Raw genomic sequence first — 26,333 nt, forward strand, 5'->3', positions numbered from 1 at the left:
CTACTATAAGCGATATTATAGTACTTAAAATGATATCCATTCAAGAGGAATGGTAACTAAAAAGTCTGCAAAGACTTCATAGCTCATACCTAATAACTTAGCGATGATACATGATACCTTATAACTCTTATCCATCAAACCTTAATGTTCACAACTGAAAATTCTTTCAAAACCAGGTAGTTCCTTTATATCGGGGAGTTGTTCACAGCCCCTCTAGTTTAAGTCCTGGCTGACTGGTTGGCAAACTTCATTTACTGTTTCAATATAAAAACAATGCACCCCGTCGTAAGCTATTAGCTTATATACGAGATGCATTTTTTATTATAGCGTTATACTTAACCGAATCATATCTACACATGGTATACCATTTTCAAAGATTGCTTCGTTATAGTTCCGAACAAAAAAATTATGATCAATACTAGTCATTCGAAAACCGAGTTTTTGATATAATGCCAACTGTTGTATGCTGGAATTCCCCGTCCCAATTTCCACTGTGTTTAGATGCTGCAACTTCGCTTGTTGTATCGCATAACGAATCAGTTGTGAACCGATACCATTACTTTGCCACCGCTCTACAACTGCGATATTGACAATTTCTAACGTTGCTGGTCTAGTTTCTAACAGTACCATCACACCAACTAACTCTTCTTTATATTCCGCTACGATACAGGTACCTCTCGTCAAATAACTATTAATTAATTGCTCATTCGGATCAGCCAACAATAAGAGTGATAATGGTACTACTTCTGTAGATTGTTGTTTTCTAATCGTTACTTCCATCACTGCATCGATGTCCCTTCGTAGGTTATAGCGATTATACTTGCTGTAAGTGCTGAGTTTTTCGCTTGTAGTCTTCCATATAACTATTTATAATAGCAGCTAATTGTCCTTCGTTCGCTTCCCATATGCCATCTAATGGAACATTAAAACTTTCGATCAAATTTTCACCTTCAAACACACTATGATACAGTCTACATTGCCTTTCATCAGCTACTACCAGCGGTAAATAACTACGTAAATTTGTAGCAATTCCTCTATTTTCTTTGTGCATAATCCACTCGTACTGTTTCCAATCTAGTATACCTTCCTCCGTCTTCAATGGAGTTGTATAAGGAACACTTTCCTGTAGCTCTCCGACATACAAATACATTCCGCCTATATTATCGCCAGTAGGTGTTGACCATATATTAATTCCTTTAAAAGTTAGCTCTACTTGTTCTAAACTTGTTTCTTCTACTATTTCACGATACATCGACTGCTCAGGACTTTCACCACGCTCCAATTTCCCACCAACACCATTCCAGCATCCCATCCAGGATGACTTTTCACGATTAAGCAGCAACAGTTGATCATCTTGCTTAATTAAACCTAATGTGTATTTCAGCATGCTATTTCCTTTCTCTCTTTGTTATTACCAACTTAAAAAAAGCGAATATGTTTCCATTGTGTCATCACTCGATCCCAAGTTTTACGCACTGTTCCTCTTGTATCGGGTAGTACGTCCATTGGCAATTGATCAGCGATATATTGTACCACTTCATCTATAGTCATGTGGTTCGTATCGACTTTCTGTTCAAAAATAGCGTTACTATGTCCTTCGATACACCGCTTTATTTGCAGTGCAGCCCACGAGTTTTTTCCTTCTCCTCGTTTTTTCAGACGACGTAATAACGTTTGTTCTGATGCGCATAAAGTAAAATGATGAACGATTATGCCGTCTGCACGTAGTCGACCAATAATTTCTTCAAAATACGGCGGATGGACAACCGTCATCGGAACAATAATAGTGGAGTTAGATTGTGCCATAATTTCCTTCAATAATTGATAATTTATATCCCGCCACAACACATTATCTTGAAAATCTTTTGTTTGTAACGTACGAGGCATTTGCTTGCGAATATAAAATCCCGTTACTTCCGGATCAAATATAAATGATTCCGGAACTCGCCGATGTAATTCATGGGCAGTTTGCGTTTTCCCAGACCCGAAAGCACCATTAATCCAAACAATCATCACTAATCACCGCCCTTACTAACCCTCACTTCATTAATTTTCCACTTTCTATCGAGTCATTAATAATATATTGCGTAAGTTCCCACAACTTTTTAGATGACCCTTCGACACCTTTCATTCGTTCTTTCACTTGTTCACTCGTCACTTGATACGTTTGCCAGGAGTCTCCGTCGTTCATATAATTGTGAATAATCGGTTGTAGTCGATCTAAACTTGTCGCAAACTTCGCCTCGGCAGATTCATTACGTTCAAATTCATACCAAACTTCCATCATTTGCTTCGCTTGCTCCTCCGGCAATAGACCGAAGATCCGATCAGCTGCTTTTTGTTCTCGTTCTTCTTTGTCGGCATAACCAGACGTATCATATGCAAACGTATCTCCCGCATCTATTTCGACGATATCGTGAATAAGCAACGTCTGAATCACTTTATCTAACTGCACAGGTTGATCAGCATATGTATGTAATACAATCGCCAACAAGGCGATATGCCAACTATGCTCCGCTACATTTTCAAGCCTGTTTTCATGAATTAGCTTTGTTTTACGTTCTACTAATTTTAATTTATCGATTTCAATTAAAAAAGCTAGTTGTGCTTGTAATTTTTTATCTAGTCCGTCCACATTTCAGGACTCCTTTCCTATTACTTCACGATTTACATTGTTAATGATACAGCGTAGACCACAAATAAAACGTAATATATGCGGAATGATTTCTCCAATTTGCAAATAAATGCTCTATTTCCATTACCGTTGGTTTTTGTGGTAGTTGAAGCCAGTGTGCGAGCACCTTTTGTAATCCTACATCCGTTGGCAAATAGGCGTTTTCATCACGTAGACAGCGCATCCGCACATAGTTAGCGGTCCAAGGTCCTATCCCTTTAATTTGTACTAAACGTTGTTCTGCAAGAGAGTAATCTGGCAAGTCCAACAATTGCTGACGACTAAGTGATCCTTCATTTATTTGCGCTGCTACTCTAAGTATAGTTTGAGCTTTAGCACGTGTAAACTGTAGCAGCTGTAATTGTTCGACCGTCACATCAACCAAACTAGCAGCAGTTGGGAAGAGATAGTAAGTATCATCATTCCAAATTAATTTTTCGCCAAATTGCTTCACTAACTGCGCCTTCAACCGATAGGCAAATGGTAAGTTTACTTGTTGACCAGCGATCGCCCAGCAAAGTGCTTCAAATAAATCAGGTACGCCAATGAGTCGTAGCCCTAACAGGGGTTCAATCGTTTCACGCAAAAAAGCATCTTGTTTGACCAACCGGGCAAACGATTGTAGATCTCGATCCAGATCAAACCATTCCACTATATATTGCCGAATCTCTTGCTCTTGTAACAAATTAATCGTCGAATGATTAAGAACAGTAACTATAATATGTTGATCATTTTCACTTGATATTTCGATCAAATACGGCAATTCATCATGCGAAAAAGATAGTAGGCGGGTAATTTTGTTATCTTGTATCTTGTACGAAATTTCAAGAGGTGAACGTTGCATGTAAATCAAACATTTATGAAAACTAAAAGGTGGCGTTGTTGCGATTTTAAAACTGAAACCGTTCATGTCCGCCCTCCTTGACGGCTGTAATTCCTTCTATTTGAAGCAGCTGTTGTTTCATCCGTAACCCACCCCGGAACCCTGTTAGACGACCATCTTTGCCAACTATTCGATGGCAAGCAAGTATAATGGGCAGAGGGTTAGCACCAATTGCTGTACCTACCGCTCGCGTAGCCGACGGGTTATCTAACGCCACTGCTAAATCACCATAAGTACATAGTGTTCCATACGTCACTTGTTGTAGCTGGCTCCAAACTTTCTTCTGAAAAGCAGTCCCTCTCAAATCAAGTGGAATCGTATCGAAATGAACGACTTCTCCTGCAAAATATCGCTGTAATTGGTCGATCACACCAGTGTTTTCAATCATCTCATAACTCTCGATCGTTTGCCCACTTACACTATGTTTCTTAAACCAGCTTGCCCAATGTTCCAAATCTTCATGAGGAAAAATAATGCGACATACCCCTTGTTCTGTTGCAATGATAATCCACATTTCTCCATTCAATTCCACCTGACAATGAAACAAGGAACTGGTTGGTTTTAGAGATGACATTTCCTGCTGATTAACGTTTAATATTATATTCTTCATCGTTAACTCCTTTGCTGCCATCGTTTCCGATAGGTTAGTGGTGACAGTCCCGTTTTTGCTTTGAACCAATTTGAAAAGTAGGCACTACTTTGTAAGCCGACAGCTGCGGCAACCTGTTGTATAGGTAGTTGTTGATTTTGCAATAGTTGCTGCGCTTGTTGAAGTCGTAATGACTCTGCATAAGCTGCTGGAGTAATACCTGTTACCCGTTTAAATATTCGCTGTAGATGGAATGGGCTAATCATCATATGCGCTGCAATCTCACGTAGTGTAAGTTGTCTACCAGTATGCTGCTCAATATATTTTTGAGTTTGCTCTACTAACAACGCATCTGGACCATGTTTTGTTAACACTTCAGGCTTGCACCGTTTACAAGGACGAAAGCCAGCCTCGATAGCTTCACTTACACTAGTATAAAACACTATATTTTCTCTTTTTGGAGTTTTGGCTCGACAAGAAGGACGACATACAATTTTAGTAGTTTTGACGCCTGTATAATATATACCATCAAACGTAGTTTTCTTCTCCACAACGACTGCATATATACTTTCAAATAAATGAGCATCCATATTCGCTGCCACTTCCCTTAACCTAAACTAGCACATTTTATTGATAATAGTATACTTCTCACAGTAACGAAACCCAACCCTTTTTCAATACAATAGCAATATATCGATAAAAATAAAGGGGGAGGTGTAAAATTGAAGTAAATTAAATGTAACCCTATTAGATAAAAAAAACTGTATGAATCAATGTTTTGCATCGATTTCATACAGTTTTTTTACATCGGTATAGTTTTATTTCTACCTCTTATATATGTCGAATAACATAACGCCCACTATAAAACTACATTTGCTTCGTTAATATAAGTGGTCCGTCTTCTGTAATGGCAATCGTATGTTCATATTGCGCAGACAATTTTCCATCTTTTGTTCGAGCTTCCCAACCATTTGCTTCTAATTTAGCTTCATAAGTGCCGATATTAAGCATTGGTTCAATCGTCAGCACCATACCTTCTTTCAAACGTACTCCTTTACCAGCGGGACCATAGTGTGGCACTTGTGGTTGTTCATGCATTTTCTGTCCAATTCCATGACCAACGAAATCACGAACGACAGCATAATTATAACCTTCTGCATACGTTTGTATCGCATGCGATATATCCCCAATTCGATTGCCAACAACCGCTTGTTCGATTCCTTTATATAATGATTCTTCTGTTACTTTTAGCAATTGATCAGCTTCCGGGCTAACATTTCCTACACGATAAGACCAAGCAGAATCAGCTAACCATCCGTCTAAATTAACTACCATATCAATTGTAACTATATCTCCATTTTGTAACGGCTCCTTTTTAGGGAAACCATGACAAATCATATCATTAATGGAAGCACATGTAGCATAAGGATAACCACTATATCCTTTTTGTTCAGCAGAAGCGCCATGCTTCTCAATAAATTGTTCTACAAACTGGTCTAATTCTAACGTCGTAACACCAGGTTTAATTTGATCACGAAGCGCAATATGACAATTCGCCAAAATTTCTCCAGCACGTCTCATCTGTTCAATTTCATGTTTGCTTTTTATTATTATCAATATACTCACCTTTCCTTTGACTTCTTCCAGTGTAAAACAAAAAATATGCACATACAATAGGAGCTGTCAAGATTGTCAGTAAAAATTGACCATTGGCAGCTTTTTAGGTGCGAGAAGTTTGTTGAACAACTATACAATCAGATTATGCAGACAACACAACGGAACAAGTGAAAGTTTGTGCGATTAAACGTATAAAGGGAGATGGATTGGCGACTATCGTGCAATGTGCAACGTTTATACGAAAAAACGTATAAAGAACTTGCGGAGGTGGCTGTAGAGCAGCGTTTTGTGTGATAAAACGTATAAACGAGCATGGAGAGAAGACCGTGTAAGCAGCGTTTGTACGATAAATCGTATAAAAGGACGTGGATAGACCGCTATGAAACAGTGTTTGTACGTTAAATCGTATAAAAAGATATGGATGATCGCTAGGGGCTGATGGGTCGAGTCCGACATGGTATGGAAAATCGTCAAATCCTTCAATATTCCATAATTCTACTACTTTTCAGCAAAAACAGCTACACAAAAAAGTTAGACGGAAAACGTGGCGTTTTCGCGTCCAACTTTTTTGTTTTGGGGACTTATCGGACAGTCCCTCCGATGTGTGCTTCTAGTTTAATTAATCGCAAGTTGTTTTAAGTAGTTAAAACTAATTTGCAAACTTTCAAATGGATCTCGTCTACAAACGTCTTGCTCTACAACATACCACTCTACATCTATTTTACGCAAAGCATCAATGATTGTTTTGTAATTCATACTACCTTCACCGATCTCGGCAAATACTTGTTGTTTATCGACAATTTGCATATCTTTCAAATGGACAACTTTCATGCGGCCGTCTACTCGCTCTATCATCTCGATTGGATTAACGCCACCTGCTTGTACCCAATACAAATCTAACTCAAATCCAAAATCTTTGCTACCTTCTTCAAGCAATATATCCATGCCCGTTTTCGGACCAAATCTTGTAAATTCAAAATGATGGTTATGATATACAAATTCTAGATCATGCTCTGCTAATTTAGCTGCAAATTGATTTGCATTATGAGCAAATTCCGCATAACCTTCTCCACTCGTTTGATATTCTTGTGGCAAACTACCTAATCCTACATACTTGCAGTCCCATAATTTATGTTGTGCAATAACATCTTCTATATTTTCAGTAAGCGCTTGGTAACTTATATGTGTAGCACATATTTTCAACCCAGCTTCTTCAGCAAGCTTTTTCACTACATCGTGCGGAATCGGTCCAATTCCTGATACTTGAACAGCTTCATATCCCATTGCTCTTACTTTTTGCAACGTTTCTTTCAAGCTTTGCTCGTCTTTACAAAATTCACGCAAAGTATACAACTGTGCTGCAATTTGATCTACTCTCATGGTTTCGCCGCCTTTATTTAAATTGGTGTAATATTGATACGTTTACATTATTATATCATCACTTGTAGATACCAGCTTTACTTACATTTATGTATTGTACCGATTAATTAACTGTTATTGAACTAAAGCTTCATTAAAAAATGTTAGCGACCATCGTCACCGTAGTTTCGGTCACTTTTGTCTCTACAAATCCAAAGCGATAATATAATTTCATTGCAGCTTCATTCAACATATTGACGTTTAGCGATATTTGATCAATAGCTAATCTTTTTAATTCATCAAACAACGTAGTAAGCAGTGCAGTACCGATACCATGACCACGATAAACGGTTTGAATAGCCATCGTCAATTCAGGAATACGGTCGCTAACGTAGCCATAGCTTTGATCTTGCTGCTCAAAATAACGAACAATAACTGCTCCAATCGGTTCGCCAGCTTGATTTTCCGCAACAAAACCGATGTCGCCCTGTTTTCCCCAATCAGCAACATATTTTATAACCATTTTTTCACGTTCAGTCGTATCTATTAGCGGTTCAGCATGTTCTATTAAAGATTCAGACAGTACTTCCCTTAAAAAAGGTTCATCTTGACCAGTAGCAGCTCTAATATGAAAAACTTTCATCTTAAGCCTCCTATCCAAGTGACGCTTTATTGATTATTATCATCTACAGACATTAATTATATTCTATCATAGGTTCGTTACGGGCAGTGTAATAACACTACAAACAAAAGAACTATACTTGTATAAGTGATTCACTTATCGAGTATAGTTCTTAGATAATCTATTTTTCGATCATTTCAGATGTTACATAAAAAATATCTGTTATTTATATATTATTGCATCGCTACTTCTTCTTTTTCCAACTTGGCTATCGCTTTGGCACTGACATCGACTCGTTTCATAAAGAAACTTAAAACAAGCGCGACTACCGTTGTTGCCGTTGATACAACAAAGGTAAATTGAATACCATCAAGTAATGCCAATTGCTTTATTTGTGCTGTTACTTGCTCCGTAATTGTAGCTGGATCAAGCGCGGCTAGTTTCGTCATTGCACTCGATTCAGCTCGAGTGTTCATTAACGTAATAAATACTGCTGTTCCAATCGCTCCCGCAACTTGTTGCACCGTATTATTAACTGCCGTACCATGCGGGTTAAGCTTCGATGGCAATTGATTTAAACCGTTGGTCATAACCGGCATCATCACCATAGAAATACCAAACATTCTAATGGAATATAAACTAACAATGTAAACATAAGATGAGTCCACTTGCAAATAAGAAAGCATGTACGTCGTAATGGTCACAATCGATAAACCAGTGATACTAAGTATTTTTGGACCAAACTTATCAAATAATCGTCCAGTAATTGGTGACATAATCCCCATCACTATCGCACCCGGCAACATCATTAATCCAGATTCCATCGGAGAAATGCCACGCACAGATTGCATATAAGCAGGAGTGATGATCATCCCAGAGAACATCGCTGCCGCATTAACGACCGATATAAGCGAGCTTAGTGCAAACATCGGATGCTTATAAACACTTAAATTTAACAATGGTTCATCTAATTTAAGCTGTCTCATAACAAATGCAACAATAGATAAAACGCCAAGTATAATTGTTCCGTACACTGTAATAGAGGACCAACCTGCATTACTCACAGAGCTAAATCCGTATAACAATGAACCAAAACCAACGGATGACAAAATAACAGATGGGAAGTCAATGGCTGATTTTTTTGTCGGCATTACATTTTTTAATTTCCAAATTGCTAACAACAAACTAATAACAGCAAATGGAATAATCATTTCAAACAATAAGCGCCAATCATAATATTCCACAATGTAACCAGATAACGGTGGTCCAAGCGCTGGAGCAGTAATCATTACTAGCCCGAATACCCCCATAGCTCTCCCCCGCTTTTCACGTGGAAAACTGATTAGCATAATGTTCATTAATAATGGCGACATTACCGCTGAACCAGCTGCTTGAATCATTCTTCCTGTCAGTAACAAACTAAAATTAGGAGCTACTGCAGCAATAATAGTTCCAACAGTAAAGATAGACATCGAAGTAATAAACAACGTTCGGTTAGTAAACTTCAGTAAAAGAAATGCTGAAATAGGAATTAATATACCACTGACTAGCATATATCCTGTTGACAACCATTGTACCGTTGTTAATTTTTCAATGTTTAAATCGATCATAATAGACGGTAGTGCAACGTTCAACAATGAATTATTCAAAAATGAGACGAATGCACCAAAAAACAATATACCTAACATGAGGTACGGCGGTTTACTTAAAGTCTTAATAGATCACTCATTCCTTTCATATTCTCCAGTCTTATATTAAATTGCTCACTTTCTGATTTTATATCATGAGTCTAATTAATTCAAGTTTTTATACTCAGAGTCCAATTGAGGTTGTACAATGTTGTATTTTATGGTTAGATAGTGTAAGTAATACTAACTTGTACTTCTTATTCTATTTCTATCTTCGGCGGAGGCTAAATATGAATAAACGTAAAAAAATGGTAATCGAACACGCCTTAGCTATATTTATTGAAAATGGCATACAACAAACATCCATTCAACATATCATTGAAAGAGCTCGCATTTCCAAAGGTACTTTTTATAACTATTTTAGTTCCAAAAATGATTGTATAGGTGCAATAATCGAACAAATTCGCTATGAAGCAAGTTTAAGCCGTAGTGATTTGCTCATCGGAAAAAATGTTCATGATCTATCTGTGCTTGTCCATCAAGTATCCGTCATTGCCAAAATGAACGCCAATCGCGGTTTACCAACGTTAATCGAGGAAATGCTCCATTCTGGTGATCCAGAGCTGAAAAAATTAGTGCTACGATTTCGTTTATTTGAAATAGAATGGTTAGCCGACAGACTTACCGATGTTTTCGGTGAATCATTACGTCCTTATGCATTAGAAGCAGCTACCATTTTTTTCGGAATTAATCAACATTTATTTTTTACAAGTAAAATTATTAATCAAACCGATCTTGATCCCCTAACCGTTGCTACAACGGTTTTTCATTATATGGAAAGTATCACCCATTCCCTCATCCATGAACGTACAGCCGTTTTGGATTATGACAAGCTTGATTCGATTAGAACGCATGTCCAAATCCAACAAGTCAGTAGCGAATCCATTATAGAACTGTTACAAAATATATTAGCTAATGAACCATTAACTCATCCACAACGTGATTTAACAGAAGCACTGCAAGCAGAATTACAGCTTACTCCCTTGCGTAAATCAGTAATAACTGCTCTGCTACATCCATTTATGAATGCTTTGCAAGATTCTGATTTATTAGATACAGCCAAAGAAATTTGTACATTAATAACGATTTATATCAACGATTAAAAATATTCATCATCACTGGGGAGAAGCGTCTTTGCTTCTTCCCTATTTTAGTTTCCTCCATTGTTTCATTCTCATTCACTCCACTTACCTAAAAAGAAGTTTATTTTTTATCACCTACTTTAATTTTTGTATACTATCTTAAGAAAGGACACTTGACCAGTCAGTCTAACTATAGAGTATGATCAAAGTGTAACGTACTTTCACAATATAGCAAGGGGTGGCTCTCGATGTTAAATAAAATATTGCAGCAAGTCGAAAATGTCAACGACGCAGGTACATACAAAGCTAGTTGGGACTCATTAGAAAATCATCCGATTCCAACATGGTATCAACAAGGAAAGTTCGGAATATTTATTCACTGGGGTGTATACGCTGTACCGGCTTTTGCTAGTGAATGGTATTCCAGAAATATGTATATAGAAGGAACTCCAGAATTTGACTATCACAAACAGCATTTTGGTGATCATCAAACGTTTGGTTACAAAGATTTCATTCCAATGTTTACAGCTGAACAGTTTCATCCGAATGATTGGGCAAAGTTATTTAAAGCATCTGGCGCTCAGTTTGTAATGCCTGTGGCAGAACATCATGATGGATTTCAAATGTATGACAGCGCTTTATCTCGTTGGAATGCTGCTCAAATGGGACCTAAACGAGATATTATTGCTGAATTAGAGCAACACGTTCGTGCGGAAGGTCTCCAGTTTGCTTTGTCTAGCCATCGGGCAGAACATTACTACTTTATGGGTGAAGGAAGACGGTTTCCTTCTGATGTAACAGAGCAACTAGATTTTTATGGACCAGCACAGCTTAGGTCCTCCTATGATGATTACCTCGATTGTGCGCCGGATGAAGCATTTTTACAAGATTGGCTCGCTCGTACTTGCGAATTAATTGATAAGTATCGACCGCAAATATTGTACTTTGATACTTGGATTATGAACCTTGCTTTCAAACCTTATTTAAAAAAGTTGGCAGCTTATTACTATAATCGAGCGGAAGAATGGCAAATGGAAGTAACGATTAATTATAAACAAGACGCTATGCCTGTAACAACTGGCGTACTTGATATAGAATGTGGGCAAGTCAACGATATGCGCGCTATTTTTTGGCAAAAAGATACGAATATTTCCACTAGTTCTTGGGGTTATATAGAAAATCAACAATTTCATTCTGCTCTAGATTTGTTACGAGATATGATTGATGTTGTTAGCAAAAATGGCGCTTATTTATTAAATATCGGCCCTAAAGCAGATGGTACGATTCCTCAAGGAGAAGTGGATGTTTTATTGGAAATGGGAAGTTGGCTAGAAACGTATGGAGAGGCTATTTACGAAACAACTCCTTTTATCGTCTGTGGTGAAGGACCATCCGTTAGAAGCGGTATGAACGTTATCGATTACACACCCATTGATTTCACTGCGGAAGAACTTCGGTTTACGATGAAAGACAATATATTGTACGTATTTTGTTTGAGTCTTCCAGCAGATGGTCAAGTGTTCGTCCGTTCTTTAAATCAAGCCAATGTAGCAACTTTTTTAGGGGTCATTGAATTAGAATGTTTGCTTAGCTGTGATGAGGCGGTTGCTCATCGATTTTTGGAAGACGGATTATTATTGGAAGTACCGAGAACAGCTATTCGTCCAGGAGATATTGCTATTTTCAAACTTAAAATAGTTGGGTCGTAGTATTTGGACATAACTACATCCGTTATCTCATAAATATGATACATCTATTTCCTATTCGAGAGCGAAAGGAAGCGTAGCTTATGAATATTCGCCGGTTATTTCAAGCTATACGTGGACAATATCGGTTTAGTGCGGGTGGACTTACATTTAAAGAAAAATTAGCACTCGCTTTACCTGGTCCCGCTTCTACGATAGGCTCCGTTATTATTCATAACGCATTGATGAAGTTTTATATTGATATTATTGGGATTGATCCTGTATATACGGGCTGGATATATTTTATATACAATATATGGAATGCGATTAATGATCCATTGCTTGGAGTATTTGTAGACCGTTTTAAATTTCGACCTAAACGAGGGAAGTATGTATATTTAATGCGTGTTACTGCTCCCATCATGATTATTTCTACCTTTGCTATGTTATTTTCGAGTCCATCTTGGGATGATTGGGTTATTTTCCTCGTCCTACTGTTGGAGCTATTTATCTTTGACACGGCCTATACGATTTATTCTGTTTCTTATCAATCTTATTTTTTAGTTGCTGCTCCAACGAAAGAAGAAAGAATCGACGTAGAAGTTATTCGTAGCTATATCGGCAATGCTCTTGGTTTCCTTGGAACAATCGTCCCTACTCTGCTGCTTGTAGGCAATGGTAATAGAGCGCTAGTTATTCCTGTTATGTCGGCTGTTATCGGCGTTAATGCTATTATGTATTTTATCGCACTACGTGGTTTAAAAGAAAAGTTATCGATGTATAGTGAATTACCAGTAGCCCAGCCAACGAAGGGGCAAATATTACAAGTATGGAAAGATTCCTTCATTATATTAAAATCAAAAGAATTTTTAACGTACCTTCTATATAATGTAACTGCTCGTGGAGCGATGGGTTATTATTTTACGCCATTTTTGTTTTTTATGGATCACGTCATACGCTCCTCCGGTGTACAAGCAACTTTAGCCGACGTTATTCCCGGTATATTTGTCCTTATCATATTGCCTGTTATCGGTTCTTACATTAAAAAATTCGGCAGTAAAGCTATCGTTATTACGTCATACATCCCTGCATTTATCGGTTTTAGCAGTTTATTATTCATTACTACTCCTTTACAAGCTATCTTTAGCTATTTATTTATCTATTTAAGTCTCTACATGAGCGGTACAGCAGCCGTCTCTATTAATGGAGCACTTATCGATGATAATGAACAAAAAACAGGTGTACGCAAAACGGGGCTATATAACGGTTTATTTGCATTATTCGCTACCACGATTACATCGGTGCAATCTATCATCTTCACTAATATTATTAGTTATTACGGGTATGATGGAGCAGCAGCTATTCAGTCTGAAAGCGCTGTACTAGGTATTCGGATTGGAGCTGGAGTTGTTCCACTCCTGCTAGGTATTATAGGGTTTATTCCACTACTATTATTTCCAATCAATAAAAAACGCGAACAACAGCTATCCGAATTTAATGCTGCGTTACGACGGAACGATGAAGATAAGCATATAAAATAATGAACAAATAGATCGCTTATGTTTGCTTACATAACGGTCTATTTTTGCTATGTCTAGGTTCATATTTTCCTCTTAATTGTGCATACTAACCCATTGACTTATTTTATTAACTGGCATATCATATGAATAAGTACTCATATGTTGTTGTAAAGGAATGATATATATGAATCAATATAGAATTAAAGGACTATCTTGCGCTGGTTGTGCGCAAGAATTAGAAGACAAATTAAAAAAACTAGACCATGGCAATGATGCGACACTAAGTTATAATTCTGGCAAGTTAACAATCTCGGAAGAAGTTTCTCTTGATGAAGTAAAACGAATTTTAAAAACAGATGGGGCCTATATCTCCCGTACATTAGTTTCATCATCTGCTAATGGCGCCGCAGTTGCTGCTCAAGCACACCATCACGATGGAAACCATCATACTCATAGTCATACTGGAGATGATGGTCATGACCATGCACATGATTCTCAGCGTTCCATGCTAATGAAAGTTATTGGTGGAGCTGCTATTTATATCGTAGCATTATTACTGGATTCGTCACTTCCTCCATTAGCAGCAATCGCACTTTACTTGGCAGCTATTGTTTTGAGTGGCTATACTACTTTTATACGTGGTCTTATCCAGCTTTCCAAATTCAAATTTAATATTGATACACTTATGACAATCGCTTTAATTGGTGCTGCCGGTATCGGCGAGTGGAAAGAAGCAGCACTAGTTGCTATTCTATTCGGCTTAAATGAATTACTTGAGGGCTATGGGATGGAAAAAGCACGTAGATCGATGGAAGCTTTACTAGAAACAGCGCCAAGTCAAGCAACCAAACTAATCAATGGGCAAGAAATGATCGTTGCTATTTCTGAACTTAAAGTTGGCGATACCGTCATTATTAAACCAGGCGAAAAGATTCCTTCCGATGGTATTGTCCTTTCAGGTAGTAGCTCAGTGAACGAAGCAGCTATTAGCGGGGAATCGATGCCCGTTGACAAAATAACGGATACTCGCGTATTTGGTGGTAGCATTAACTTAGATGGGCAATTAATTGTCCAAATCGAAAAAGCATATGAAGATTCTTCTTTAGCAAAAATTTTACATTTAGTACAAGAAGCACAAGAAACGAAAACACCTACCGAACTATTTATTAATCGATTCGCAAAATATTACACACCATTTATTTTAATATTGGCTATTTTAGTAACAGTTGTCCCTCCCCTACTATTTCAAGGAGATTGGCAGCTATGGTTATATCAAGGGTTATCTGTTTTAATTGTTGGTTGTCCTTGTGCTCTTATTTTATCATCACCTATAGCTATTGTATCCGGCATCACTCGTACAGCGAGAGCTGGTATTTTGATTAAAGGTGGCGTACACTTGGAGCAATTAGGAAAAATTGATACAATCGCCTTCGATAAAACAGGTACACTTACAAAAGGTAAACCGCATGTCGTACGTATGGAAAGCTTTGATGAACGCTTCTTAGCTGTTGCAGGAGCAATGGAAAATTCTTCTTCCCATCCGCTAGCTAAAGCTATTATGAAAGTAGTCAAAGAACAACATATCGAGCTACCATCATTAGATGAAACAAAAGCGATAGCAGGTAAAGGATTAACAGCTGTCATTGAAGGAACGAATTACTGGCTCGGTAATGAACAAAATATTACTCACCTCTCCTTTCCGAATGACATTGTACGACTAATTAATGAGTGGAAAGCTGATGGATTAACGTTAGTTATTGTTGCTGACACAAACAACATTCTTGGTATGTTCGGTATTGCCGATGAAATAAGAGAAGAAAGTCATACGATTGTTGCAGCTTTGAAAAAATTAGGGGTAAAAAACACGGTCATGTTAACGGGAGATCATGAAGCATCTGCCCAAAAAGTAGCTAAAACAGTCGGTTTAACGAAATGGTTTAGCAGCTTACTTCCTGAAGATAAAGTGACCAAAGTGAAGCAATTAGCTAGTGAAGGTACTGTTGCTATGGTTGGTGATGGTATCAATGATGCGCCAGCTTTGGCAACTGCACAATTAGGAATTGCAATGGGCAAAGGAACAGATAGTGCTATCGAAACAGCTGATATCGTCCTAATGCAGGATCACTTAGGTAAACTACCTGATGCCATTGCTGTAGCGAAGCGAGTAAACCGCATTATTGCGTTTAATATCACTGTCTCTATCGGACTAAAAGCAATTGCACTGTTACTTACTATTCCTGGTTGGCTGACGTTATGGATTGCAATTTTATCCGATATGGGAGCAACTATTTTCGTCACCTTAGTTAGTTTAACGATTCTTATTAGTCGCAAAGATAAACAAGTATAAATAACATGCTATTAAAAAACTGCTGTCTCCTATTGTAACGGGAGACAGCAGTTTCATTATTCAGCGAATGTAGATTACATATTATAAAATTGCTTCGTATTTTTTAGTAGTTGATTTGCCGCCTCTTGTACATCTAACTTTTTCAAATTAGCAATTTGCTGTACAACATCGACAACCATACTTGGAACTGTTTGTGTACCGGCATAAATTTGCTCAAAAGGCCACGGACCGTCTGTTTCCACCATCAATAGCTCTAGCGGATATCGCTTCACCAGTTGTTGTATTTCCTCTTCATAGCGAACATCTGGAGTAATTGAAACGTAATAACCAGCGGCAATCATTTCGGAGATCGTCTGCTCATCCCCTTTGAACCAATGAAAGTGAGCATGCTTTACATTATATTGTTGCAGTAATTGCAATGCTTTTGCAGCATCTTCATATACGGCATGCAATACAATCGGTCGTTGCCACTCACTGGCAAGCTTCACAAACTTCTCTAGTAAATCGATATAAAGCTGTTCATCAAACGGTTCTCCAGCAGCAGCTGCTTCTTGTCTTGTATAATACGGTAACCCTACTTCGCCTATCGCAAATCGTTCTGCCGCCACATGTCGTTTCGTCATCCAATCGAGTAATTGCTGTTGCTCCTGCAAAGACGGGAGCGGCTGTTCCGGATGATAACCGTAAGCCGGCATAATAAAAGTAGAATACTGCTTCGCAAGCGCAGATGTAGTCTCGCAAGAGGCAAGATTCATAGACACAGCTACAACAGCTGCTACATCTCCTGCCTGTGCCTCTTGTATTAATCTATCTCGTTCGTCCGCTTCGTATAAGTCCAAATGAATATGAGCATCAATAAACGAAAATGACTGTTTAATCAATTGCTACCAGCTCCTTTTCTTTATGATGCAGCAATTGATAAATCCAATCTTTCAATCGGTTGAACTCAGGCGCTGTCCACAGTTCTTTCGTTCGTGGACGAGCAAATGGTACTATAATTTCTTCTAATACGGTTGCCGGGGCATTAGATAAAACGATAATGCGGTCTGCCAGTAACAACGCTTCATCAATACTATGCGTAACCAACAAAACAGAGCGACGATTGGTCTCCCAGATCGAGAGCAGCCATTGCTGCATTTCTAATCGAGTAAGTGCATCTAGTGCACCAAACGGTTCATCTAATAACATCAACTTCTGTGGAGTTAACAAAGCACGTAAAAATGAAACTCGTTGCTGCATACCACCCGACAACATATGAGGATATGCGGTTGCATAACTATCCAGCCCAATTCGCTCTAGCCATTCTCTGGCTAGCTGTTTAGATTGCTGCGGGTTCACTTTAGCAATCGAGAGCGACAATTCGATATTACCGGTTATCGTGAGCCATGGGAGCAATGCTGCTTGTTGCGGCATGTAAGCAATATGCCCCCGTTCACCTGTTACTTTTTGACCATCGATATAGATATGACCAGTATCAGGAAGCTGTAGACCACCAATCATTTGAAACAGTGTTGTTTTACCGCTACCTGATGGGCCAATTAAAGCGACAAACTCACCATCTTGTACATGCAAGTCTAATTGCTGGAGTACTTGTTTTCGTGGATCGTGCTTTTTCTTTCCACCAAACGATTTCGACAATTGTTCGACACGCAACATTATGTATTTTCCCTCCCGTTCTGCGGACGCCACCTTACAAAATATCGTTCTGCCAAAGCAATAGTACCAAATAGCAACAAACTAATCATAATAATAATAATAACTGCTGCAAACACTCGTTCTGGCTTAAAATTACGGGATGAAATTAACAAAAAACTACCCAGCCCTTTTTTGGGAGCTAGCCATTCTGCAACAACGGCACTTAACACGCTGTAGGTTACAGCTATTTTCAATCCAGAAAATAAATGAACAATCGAATATGGTAGCTCCAAACGCCAAAACAGCTGCCACTTGGAACTGCCAATCATCTCCATGTAATGAAGCAACGTTCGATCTGTATTAGCCAGCCCGTTTAACATCGCAATAACTACTGGGAAAAAACAAACAAGCGTTAGTAATAATACTTTTGGCAATAATCCAAATCCTAGTAACATCGTAAGAAGCGGAGCAATAACGATGACTGGAATGTTTTGCGATAATATAAGTAACGGATACATAGCCGAACGTAGTAGTGGGCTCAGATGCAGCAAGATTGCTATAACAAATCCAGCACCTGCACCAAACGAAAATCCTAGTAGCGTTAGCTGCAATGTAGCCGATGCGTGTTGTTGAATTAAGTCCCAATTATGAATGGTCTCCTGCACTACTGCTAATGGTGCAGGAACTATCCAATCATACACCCAGCCAAACGATACTGCTGCTTGCCACAAGGCAAGCAGCAGTATCATCGCAGTAGCTGGCGGCCATATTTTAAACCAAAGATGACGTAAATGCGATTTATTGTTCATCAATCGTAGCTGCTAGCAACAGAATGAACAATCATTCTACCGCCAGCTCCTCCTATCTACTTATTATTTTTTTCACATCATGTATCTAAATCATTTATTTTGCTGCTGGTAAAAAGTCATTGGTAAATGCTTTTTCTGCTTCTAATGAGCTGTCCAACAATCCACTATCCAGCATCCACTCTGCATAATTTTCCCATACAGATAGTTTTTGCTCTCCCCAACGCGGAGCATCATCTTGATAACGCGGGCTTAACCACGCTTGACTCGCTCGCACTAACTCAGCATCAAGCTCTGGTACAGCTTTTATTAACACTTCTGCTGCTTCTGTCGGCTGATCGATCGCATACTGATAACCTTTGGCTACCGCTGCTACAAACGCTTTTACTGTCTCTGGCTGCTCTGCAATCATTTTTTCGTTTGTCATTACAAGCGGAGTATAGTAATCTAATTTATCTGTGTAATCCGTCAAATAAATCATATTCAAATCAACCCCACGTAATTCCGCCTCTATACCTGTCCACGCATAAAAGATCCATGCAAAGTCAATATCTCGCTTAACCGCTGCAAAAAAGTCTCCATCACCAATACTTAGTAAATCTACTTTGCTAAAATCAGCTTGTTCAGCTTTCATTAACGCTTCAATAACAGCCTGATCAACCGGGTCTCCCCAACCACCATAGCGCATTCCTTCAAATTTCTTTGGAGAATCAATCCCCTTTTCTTTGGGAGAAGCAAATCCAGATGTATTATGTTGAATAATTGCTGCTAACGATACAAGTGGCAAACCAGCAATACGAGCTTGTGTTACCGCCTCTTGATACCCTATTCCAAACGGAACAGTTCCTGCCGCCACAACAGCACTTGCTCCACTCTCACCTGGTGCAATAATTTCTACTTCTAGTCCTTGTTCTGCAAAATAACCATTATCTCGTGCGACATACAATCCCGTATGATTCGTATTCGGCGTATAGTCTAGCACTAGCTGTACCTTTTGTAATTCAGTAGGATTGTCCGTAACTTCATTTTCTGTACCAGCCTCATTATTCTTCCCACTTCCGCAGCCAGCTACTACCAAAATACTTACTAATAACAATACAATATAACTGTTTCTCCAACTTCTCTTTTTGTGAGTCATATTAACTACTCCACTCCATCCCTTTTCTATTTATGTGTCTGTGAACGAAAAAAAACGTTCCTCCTGATCCGGAAGAACGCGATTTGTCAGCGAATAACCACTGCTACACTTCATCCATAACAACGACTAACGTACTAGTCTCCCACTGCTATAAACAAAATGCCCAAATATGCTTCCTACGCCGGCATTATCCGGATCAGGTCATGGGTCGAGATGTACTCATCTCCTCTCAGCCGGTATTACCAGCTCCCCAGAGTTAAACCAAAATAACTAACAGACTCATCATATCAAATAAATTGCAATTTGTCATGCGTCACCTTTTTGATAGCTGCTACATATGGTATAGCATTAGCTCTGTGATGACATTAGCTCCGGAAAGGATGAACCATCCTATGTTTACGATCAGTTTATGTATGATTGTGAAAAATGAAGAAGATAGCTTAGCGCGTTGCCTTGCCTCTGTCCAAGATGCTGTCGATGAAATCATTATCGTTGATACTGGATCAACGGATAACACAAAAGAAATTGCCGCTTCTTTTCATGCCAAAATATATAATTTTACATGGATTAATGATTTTGCTGCCGCTCGTAATTTCAGCTTCGGACAAGCAACAAAAGATTATATACTATGGTTAGACGCTGACGATGTATTGCAAAAAAGTGATCTAGAAAAACTGATTTCCCTCAAAAAAGTGGAACCATTTACTTACGATAGCGTTACAATGAACTATCACTTATCATTTGATCAAGATGGTAAACCAACCTACAGTTTAAGACGAAATCGTCTAGTAAAACGGGAAAACAATTTCCGCTGGATTGGCTTTGTCCATGAGTATTTAGAAGTTGGTGGTAACATACACCATAGTGACATTGCTGTTACTCATCACAAAGAAAAGCAGTATACCGATCGTAATTTACAAATATATTTAACAAAACGAAAAGAAAACCATACCTTCTCCCCACGTGATCTATACTATTTCGCCAATGAACTACGTGACAATGGTCGTTATGAAGAAGCTATTGCGGAATATGAGCAGTTTTTAGCTACCAAATTAGGCTGGGTTGAAGACGAAATTAACGCTTGTATGAAATTAGCAGAATGCCATGGACGTCTGAAAGATCGAGAAAAACAAATGGAAGCACTACTTCGTACGCTAACGTATGATACTCCACGTGCTGAATTCTGTTGCCAATTTGGCAATATGTTTGTAGAAAAGCAGCAATGGTTAAAAGCTATCTATTGGTTTAATTTAGCGACAACGTTAACTATTCCAAAACAACAACTCAGTCCAATTGACTACGCTTCTTGGACGTGGATGCCTCATTTGCAGCTAACACTTTGTTACGATCGTATAGGAAACCGCAAGCAGGCGCTAGAGCATCACCAACAAGCAATACAACTGAATCCCCATCATCCTAGTATTATATTCAATGAAAATTACTTTAAGGGCATTACTCCTTAACTGTATCCTTCCTGCAAAACCAGTTAATGATTTATACTATTAACTGGTTTTTTGTTGTTGGAAAAAATAGGCGGGTATTTTAAGTAAGTAAGAGTGACATTAAAATATGTATATAAATACTTTTAATGGTTAATTATGCACATCCATTTATACTACACAGAAAAAAACAATTTTATGTACTATAATTTAAGTGAGACAGTAAATATTGGAGGTAGCTGCTTTATGACACAAATGCAAGTCAATTTTAAACAGCGAGGACGGAAATTTAATATGATGCGTATAGTTGGTATAGTATTAATAGTTTTAATGTTATTAGCGTTATTTGTTTTTTGGCAAAATAATGGCATCGTTACGACCGTGATCAACTATAGTAATCCGAAAATTGAGGAAAGTTTTGATGGCTATACTATTGTTCAAGTATCTGATTTACATAACAAATCATTTGGCAAAAATCAATCAACATTACTGAAGAAAATAAAGAAAAAGAATCCCGATATGATCGTAGTTACAGGAGATCTCGTCGATAGTAGAAGCACTAATATCGCGATAGCTATGCAATTTATTGAAGGTGCGATGAAACTTGCTCCGGTTTATTATGTCACAGGTAATCATGAGTCAAGAGAAGGAATACTTCCTGAATTAAAGAACAAATTAGAAGTAGCAGGCGTAATGATGATGGATGATAACGAAATGCAAATTGAAAAAAACGGTGATGTTATCGAACTCATCGGCTTATCTGATCCCGCTTTTAGTGGAGGCAGCAATTTAGAAAATAATAATCCTTTAAATCTAGAAGAGAGACTAAATAAACTCTCTGCAAATAAGCAGCAAGCATTCACTATCCTTTTGTCCCATAGACCCGAACTTTTTGATGTATATGTAGATCATAAGATTGACTTAGTATTTTCTGGTCATGCGCATGGCGGACAGTTTAGAATTCCTTTTGTCGGCGGACTAATTGCTCCGGGTCAAGGTTTTTTTCCGAAGTATACTAGTGGAAGTCACACCGTAGATGAAACGACTATGATTGTTAGCAGAGGACTTGGTAATAGTGTTGTCCCTCTTCGCTTATTCAATCGACCAGAACTTATCGTAGTCACCTTACAAAATGAATAAGCAAACCATGTTATAATAGAGAACAAAGAAAGGAGAAATTACGATGTGTGGAAGATATACGTTAACCGTATCTTTGGAAGATTTAATGCTGTATTATGAACTGTCGACAATCATCTTACCAGCTTATGAACCACGTTATAATATAGCACCAACGCAACAAATACCAGCCGTCATCCATGATGGACAAGCAAATCGACTCGGTTTGCTGCAATGGGGTTTTATTCCCAACTGGGCAAAAAACAAACAAATGGCTCATCAGATGATCAATGCACGTGCGGAATCTATTACAGAAAAACCAGCGTTTAAAACTTCATTTGTACGTAAACGGTGTATTATTCCTGCCGATGGTTTTTATGAATGGAAAACAACTTCGACTGGTAAACAACCGATGCGCTTTATTCCAAAAAATCACCATCTATTTAATATGGCAGCCATCTACGATACATGGATTTCTCCTGACAATGAAAAAATAAGCAGTTGTTCGATTATTACAACAGAAGCTAACGATGTAGTAGCTCCGGTACACCACCGTATGCCAGTATTACTAGATAAGCAAGCGACTGCTACTTGGCTAGACCGCAGCATCCAGCAGCCGGAGCTGCTGTTGCCGTTATTGCAACCATATGCTGCCGATCAAATGGAAGTATATGCTGTTACTCCAGAAGTAGGTAATGCTCGATTAGATAGCGTTCATTTTATCGAACGTTATAAAACAGTGGAACAGTTGCGTTTCTAACGAAACATACTCCATAATTTAAGCAAGTGGATCGTGTTATTAGGATCGATTTTTTGCGCTAATACAAAGGCAACCATTTGTTGTTCTTCATGATCTGTCAATTTTTCAGATACAATTGCAGCGCTTTGTTTAACAAGCCGCCTTACTTTTGCTCGATTTTGCAAATCTGCTTTCGTTACACCATCAAGCAACTTTTTCATTTTGTCTTTGTACAGCGGATTTTTCATTTTTCGTTTCACACGAGCAACTAGCTCAGGGCTCACCCCATAATTTTGATAACTCATTGAAGCCACCTCCATGCTGCATTCCATTTCTAACGATTTACTAATAATAAAGCTGCTTATTCACAGCAGACTATCTTTACTATATGCGGCATGGAGGTAAATATTGCCTAATCAAATTGTTCTCCTTGAAACTTCTCATCTTTTTTTAAATATAATTGTAAAGCAGTATACTGATTATCGTTCCAAAACTGCTCACTGGCTGTTAACTGAGTAGCGTCGTCACGAGCCTCTTCTAATAATTGGTAATCACTAACAAGATCAGCTAGACGAAACTCTGGCAATCCACTTTGTTTTGTCCCAAAAAACTCACCTGGTCCGCGTAACTCCAAGTCTTTTCGAGCCACTTCAAAGCCATCGGTAGTCTCCGTCATCACCTTCATCCGCATTCGACCTGTTTCTGACTTTGGATCCGCAATTAAAATACAATGAGACTGATGAGACCCACGACCAACCCGACCTCGCAATTGATGTAATTGCGACAATCCAAAGCGCTCGGCATCCATAATCGCCATAACCGTAGCATTGGGAACATCAACACCGACTTCGACAACCGTAGTAGCGACAACTACTTGCAACAAGTTACTGCTGAATGAAGACATCACTTGATCTTTTTCTGCTGCCGTCAGTCTGCCATGCAATAAACCAATCGTTACGTCAGGTAATGCCTGCTGCAGCTGGATATGCATATCAATCGCATTTTGCACTTCTAATTTTTCGGATTCTTCAATTAATGGGCAAATCATATAAGCTTGTCTCCCACCATTTACCGCTTTTTGTATAAAAGCGATGACTCGATCAAAAGCATCATGCTTCACCCAATATGTTTTAATTGGTTTACGCCCGTAAGGCATTTCTTTTAACGTAGATACATCCATATCACCGAAGGCGGTGATCGCTAGTGTACGAGGGATCGGCGTTGCCGTCATCGTCAAGACATCCGGGTTAATCCCTTTCTTACGCAGGACACTACGCTGATTAACGCCAAATCGATGCTGCTCATCCGTAACAACTAATCCAAGATTTTTAAATCCGACAGTTTCTTGAATAAGCGCATGTGTACCAACAACAATATGAATCAATCCCATCTGTAAACCAGCAACAATATCACGTTTATTTCGCTCTGTCATACTACCTGTCAATAGCTCAACGACAATGTCTGTTCCTGCATAGAGCTTTTTCAAAGATTTTAAATGCTGCTCTGCCAATATTTCGGTCGGAACCATTAATGCTCCTTGATAACCAGCAACATAAGCACCATACAAAGCAATAGCTGCTACGACCGTTTTACCCGATCCAACATCTCCTTGTAACAATCGATTCATTGGACTGTTGCGCCGCATATCGATCAGCAGTTCATTCACAACTTTTTTCTGTGCTGCCGTTAGTTCAAATGGTAAAGTAGCCGCAAAATCACGAATCGACTGACTATCTATTGCCATCGCAATTCCGGTGCTACGCTTTACATGAATGATGCGAAAAGCTTGTATTTTGAGCTGAAATAAAAATAATTCTTCATAGACCATTCTTTTTCTTGCTTGAAGCCCAGCATTGACGTCTTCTGGCAAGTGCATTAAGGAAATAGCTGTCTTCCTATCCATTAATTGATGTTTACTCACTAATGGAGGTGGCAATATTTCTTCAATGGCAGCAGCATATTGTTTTAATGCTTGACTAATCGTTTTTCGCATCCAACTTTGCGTAAGTGAGCCGCCTACCGAGTAAACAGGCTGTAGCGTATCTGTCTTTCCACCTCGTACAATATGCTCTTCACTACCTGTAGTAAAGTTATCATGTGCACGAGCAGCAGAGCCACTAATCCATTCATGTTCCGCAACAGTTAATTGCAATCGTGATTGCTCCCATTTTCCTGTAATCATTATTTCTTTCCCAGGAGTAAGCTGCTCCTTTACATAGTGACGATTAAACCACACAGCAGTGAGCAATATACCGCCACTCTCTACTTTACAGGTCAGCCTTGACTTATTACGCCCATACCTTTGAAGTATCGGCATACCGCGTACTACCGCTATAATCGTTGTCTTTTGTCCATCTTCTGATTCTGCAAGTTCCTTCACTCGATAATCTTCATAGCGAAATGGAAAATACAATAGTAAATCTTCAACAGTAAATATACCAAAGGCGTGCAGCTCACTTTCTTTAGGAGCTGTCACGCCTTTGACTTGCCTTACAGCAAGTTCGCTAATTGCTATCATCTTACGCTTCACACCCTATACATAAAGACAGCAGACGTACCAGGTCCAGTATGTGTACCTATAACAGCACCGACCGTTGTATAGCTTATTTTTTTTACGTTCAGTTCTTGTTTCATTCGTTCACCAAGCTCCATAACGGCAGCTTCTTTGTTCTTTGTGAAAGCTAATATCAAATGTACACTATCAGAACCAAACTCTTCTTTAAGTAACTCCACTATACGAGCCATTGCTTTTTTGGAACCTCGAACTTTTTCTTTTGGCATTACTTGACCCGATTCATCCAATGTCAAAATTGGTTTAATGTTCAACAAGGAGCCGAATAATGCAGCTGCTTTTCCAATCCGTCCACCTTTTTGCAAATACTCTAACGTATCGACTAAAAAATATAGTTGTAAACCATCCTGCAATCTTTGTATCTCTGCTAATATATCTTCTTTACTATGACCATCTCGGGCCATCTCAGCAGCACGTATCACCTGTAAGCCAATACCGTACGATGCAGACTTGGAATCAATTACGGTAATATCCGCTTCGTCTTCCAACATAGATTGCGCAATAGTAGCCGACTGATATGTACCACTTAAAACAGCTGCCAGATGAATAGATATAATTGCTGCACCCGGATCTTCTTTTAGAATCTGTTCATATACTTGTGTGAACTCAATTGGCGAAGGTTGCGATGTTGTTGGTAATACAGGAGACTGAATTAATCGTTCATAAAACTGCTCCGTACTCATCGTCACCGCGTCAAGCAAAGTATCTTCACCAAAGTGAATTTTCAATGGAATCATCGTGATGCCAAACTGTTCTCTTTCTTCTAACGGCATGTCCGCTGTACTATCCACTACAATTCTCACTTTACTCATTGACTAACAC

25 protein-coding genes and 1 riboswitch are annotated in these 26,333 nt (G+C 38.7%); of the genes, 7 read left to right on the forward strand and 18 right to left on the reverse strand.

All coding sequences use genetic code 11. The annotated features are described in order from the left end of the window. Positions 1-321: 321 nt before the first annotated feature. The 11 genes from ACFSTH_RS20760 to ACFSTH_RS20810 all read right to left on the reverse strand — a co-directional run bounded on the left by ACFSTH_RS20760 (position 322) and on the right by ACFSTH_RS20810 (position 9,432). The gene (locus ACFSTH_RS20760; protein ID WP_377773607.1) at positions 322-780 is read right to left on the reverse strand and encodes a GNAT family N-acetyltransferase; all 459 of its coding nucleotides are present in this window, start codon (positions 778-780) and stop codon (positions 322-324) included. 34 nt (positions 781-814) lie between these two features. Further along, complete coding sequence (locus tag ACFSTH_RS20765) at positions 815-1,387, reverse strand: NUDIX hydrolase (RefSeq protein WP_377773484.1); 573 nt, start codon at positions 1,385-1,387, stop codon at positions 815-817. Between the two features lie 32 nt (positions 1,388-1,419). Next, positions 1,420-2,013, reverse strand: a complete 594-nt coding sequence (locus ACFSTH_RS20770) for an AAA family ATPase (protein WP_377773609.1) — start codon at positions 2,011-2,013, stop codon at positions 1,420-1,422. Positions 2,014-2,038: 25 nt separating this feature from the next. Further along, positions 2,039-2,635, reverse strand: a complete 597-nt coding sequence (locus tag ACFSTH_RS20775; RefSeq protein WP_377773485.1) for an HD domain-containing protein — start codon at positions 2,633-2,635, stop codon at positions 2,039-2,041. A 40-nt stretch (positions 2,636-2,675) separates the two neighbouring features. Beyond that, the gene (locus tag ACFSTH_RS20780) at positions 2,676-3,584 is read right to left on the reverse strand and encodes a DNA-3-methyladenine glycosylase family protein (protein WP_377773486.1); all 909 of its coding nucleotides are present in this window, start codon (positions 3,582-3,584) and stop codon (positions 2,676-2,678) included. Further along, positions 3,565-4,167 (reverse strand): methylated-DNA--[protein]-cysteine S-methyltransferase, encoded by a 603-nt coding sequence (locus ACFSTH_RS20785; RefSeq protein WP_377773487.1) that lies wholly within the window; start codon positions 4,165-4,167, stop codon positions 3,565-3,567. The genes ACFSTH_RS20780 and ACFSTH_RS20785 overlap by 20 nt, the downstream gene beginning before the upstream one ends. 2 nt (positions 4,168-4,169) lie before the next feature. Continuing rightward, positions 4,170-4,748, reverse strand: coding sequence for a bifunctional transcriptional activator/DNA repair enzyme AdaA (locus tag ACFSTH_RS20790; RefSeq protein ID WP_377773488.1), 579 nt, complete (start codon positions 4,746-4,748; stop codon positions 4,170-4,172). A gap of 265 nt (positions 4,749-5,013) precedes the next feature. Further along, positions 5,014-5,763, reverse strand: coding sequence for a type I methionyl aminopeptidase (map, locus tag ACFSTH_RS20795; protein ID WP_377773611.1), 750 nt, complete (start codon positions 5,761-5,763; stop codon positions 5,014-5,016). 615 nt (positions 5,764-6,378) lie between these two features. Continuing rightward, on the reverse strand, positions 6,379-7,143 hold the full coding sequence (locus tag ACFSTH_RS20800) for a sugar phosphate isomerase/epimerase family protein (protein WP_377773489.1): 765 nt from the start codon (positions 7,141-7,143) through the stop codon (positions 6,379-6,381). Between the two features lie 133 nt (positions 7,144-7,276). Next, positions 7,277-7,765 carry a GNAT family N-acetyltransferase gene (locus ACFSTH_RS20805; protein ID WP_377773490.1) on the reverse strand — a complete coding sequence of 163 codons (489 nt, stop codon included), beginning with the start codon at positions 7,763-7,765 and terminating at the stop codon, positions 7,277-7,279. Positions 7,766-7,977: 212 nt separating this feature from the next. Then, positions 7,978-9,432 (reverse strand): DHA2 family efflux MFS transporter permease subunit, encoded by a 1,455-nt coding sequence (locus ACFSTH_RS20810; RefSeq protein ID WP_377773491.1) that lies wholly within the window; start codon positions 9,430-9,432, stop codon positions 7,978-7,980. A 230-nt stretch (positions 9,433-9,662) separates the two neighbouring features. Between ACFSTH_RS20810 and ACFSTH_RS20815 the strand changes: the two genes are divergently transcribed. From ACFSTH_RS20815 to ACFSTH_RS20830, 4 genes are all read left to right on the forward strand, one after another. Beyond that, on the forward strand, positions 9,663-10,535 hold the full coding sequence (locus tag ACFSTH_RS20815) for a TetR/AcrR family transcriptional regulator (RefSeq protein ID WP_377773492.1): 873 nt from the start codon (positions 9,663-9,665) through the stop codon (positions 10,533-10,535). Positions 10,536-10,762: 227 nt separating this feature from the next. Then, the gene (locus tag ACFSTH_RS20820; RefSeq protein WP_377773493.1) at positions 10,763-12,223 is read left to right on the forward strand and encodes an alpha-L-fucosidase; all 1,461 of its coding nucleotides are present in this window, start codon (positions 10,763-10,765) and stop codon (positions 12,221-12,223) included. Between the two features lie 80 nt (positions 12,224-12,303). Further along, positions 12,304-13,740, forward strand: a complete 1,437-nt coding sequence (locus ACFSTH_RS20825) for an MFS transporter (RefSeq protein ID WP_377773494.1) — start codon at positions 12,304-12,306, stop codon at positions 13,738-13,740. A gap of 163 nt (positions 13,741-13,903) precedes the next feature. Continuing rightward, positions 13,904-16,066 (forward strand): heavy metal translocating P-type ATPase, encoded by a 2,163-nt coding sequence (locus ACFSTH_RS20830; protein ID WP_377773495.1) that lies wholly within the window; start codon positions 13,904-13,906, stop codon positions 16,064-16,066. Positions 16,067-16,140: 74 nt separating this feature from the next. On the opposite strand, the gene ACFSTH_RS20835 is transcribed toward ACFSTH_RS20830, so the two are convergent. The 4 genes from ACFSTH_RS20835 to ACFSTH_RS20850 all read right to left on the reverse strand — a co-directional run bounded on the left by ACFSTH_RS20835 (position 16,141) and on the right by ACFSTH_RS20850 (position 19,645). Then, positions 16,141-16,947, reverse strand: coding sequence for a TatD family hydrolase (locus tag ACFSTH_RS20835; protein WP_377773496.1), 807 nt, complete (start codon positions 16,945-16,947; stop codon positions 16,141-16,143). Then, complete coding sequence (locus tag ACFSTH_RS20840; protein WP_377773497.1) at positions 16,940-17,722, reverse strand: ABC transporter ATP-binding protein; 783 nt, start codon at positions 17,720-17,722, stop codon at positions 16,940-16,942. Before ACFSTH_RS20840 ends, ACFSTH_RS20835 begins: the two co-directional genes overlap by 8 nt. After that, a complete protein-coding gene (locus ACFSTH_RS20845) occupies positions 17,722-18,510 on the reverse strand; it encodes an ABC transporter permease (RefSeq protein WP_377773499.1) in 789 nt (262 codons plus the stop codon). The genes ACFSTH_RS20840 and ACFSTH_RS20845 overlap by 1 nt, the downstream gene beginning before the upstream one ends. 94 nt (positions 18,511-18,604) lie before the next feature. Continuing rightward, positions 18,605-19,645, reverse strand: a complete 1,041-nt coding sequence (locus tag ACFSTH_RS20850) for an ABC transporter substrate-binding protein (protein WP_377773501.1) — start codon at positions 19,643-19,645, stop codon at positions 18,605-18,607. Positions 19,646-19,801: 156 nt separating this feature from the next. Beyond that, a riboswitch (TPP riboswitch) is annotated at positions 19,802-19,908 on the reverse strand. 129 nt (positions 19,909-20,037) lie between these two features. On the opposite strand from ACFSTH_RS20850, the gene ACFSTH_RS20855 reads away from it, so the two are divergent. The 3 genes from ACFSTH_RS20855 (at position 20,038) to ACFSTH_RS20865 (ending at position 22,960) form a co-directional block, all read left to right on the forward strand. After that, a complete protein-coding gene (locus ACFSTH_RS20855) occupies positions 20,038-21,108 on the forward strand; it encodes a glycosyltransferase (protein WP_377773503.1) in 1,071 nt (356 codons plus the stop codon). Between the two features lie 222 nt (positions 21,109-21,330). Continuing rightward, the gene (locus ACFSTH_RS20860; protein WP_377773505.1) at positions 21,331-22,224 is read left to right on the forward strand and encodes a metallophosphoesterase; all 894 of its coding nucleotides are present in this window, start codon (positions 21,331-21,333) and stop codon (positions 22,222-22,224) included. 43 nt (positions 22,225-22,267) lie between these two features. Next, the gene (locus ACFSTH_RS20865) at positions 22,268-22,960 is read left to right on the forward strand and encodes an SOS response-associated peptidase (protein WP_377773507.1); all 693 of its coding nucleotides are present in this window, start codon (positions 22,268-22,270) and stop codon (positions 22,958-22,960) included. Here the strand turns inward: ACFSTH_RS20865 and ACFSTH_RS20870 are convergent. From ACFSTH_RS20870 to ACFSTH_RS20880, 3 genes are all read right to left on the reverse strand, one after another. Then, a complete protein-coding gene (locus ACFSTH_RS20870) occupies positions 22,957-23,244 on the reverse strand; it encodes a stage VI sporulation protein F (RefSeq protein ID WP_377773509.1) in 288 nt (95 codons plus the stop codon). The genes ACFSTH_RS20865 and ACFSTH_RS20870 overlap by 4 nt on opposite strands. 107 nt (positions 23,245-23,351) lie before the next feature. Beyond that, the gene (recG, locus tag ACFSTH_RS20875) at positions 23,352-25,457 is read right to left on the reverse strand and encodes an ATP-dependent DNA helicase RecG (protein ID WP_377773511.1); all 2,106 of its coding nucleotides are present in this window, start codon (positions 25,455-25,457) and stop codon (positions 23,352-23,354) included. 8 nt (positions 25,458-25,465) lie between these two features. Beyond that, on the reverse strand, positions 25,466-26,323 hold the full coding sequence (locus ACFSTH_RS20880) for a DegV family protein (RefSeq protein WP_377773513.1): 858 nt from the start codon (positions 26,321-26,323) through the stop codon (positions 25,466-25,468). Positions 26,324-26,333: the final 10 nt, after the last annotated feature.

The organism is Paenibacillus yanchengensis (genome assembly GCF_042684845.1).
Classification (GTDB): Bacteria; Bacillota; Bacilli; order Paenibacillales; family Paenibacillaceae; genus Pristimantibacillus; species Pristimantibacillus yanchengensis.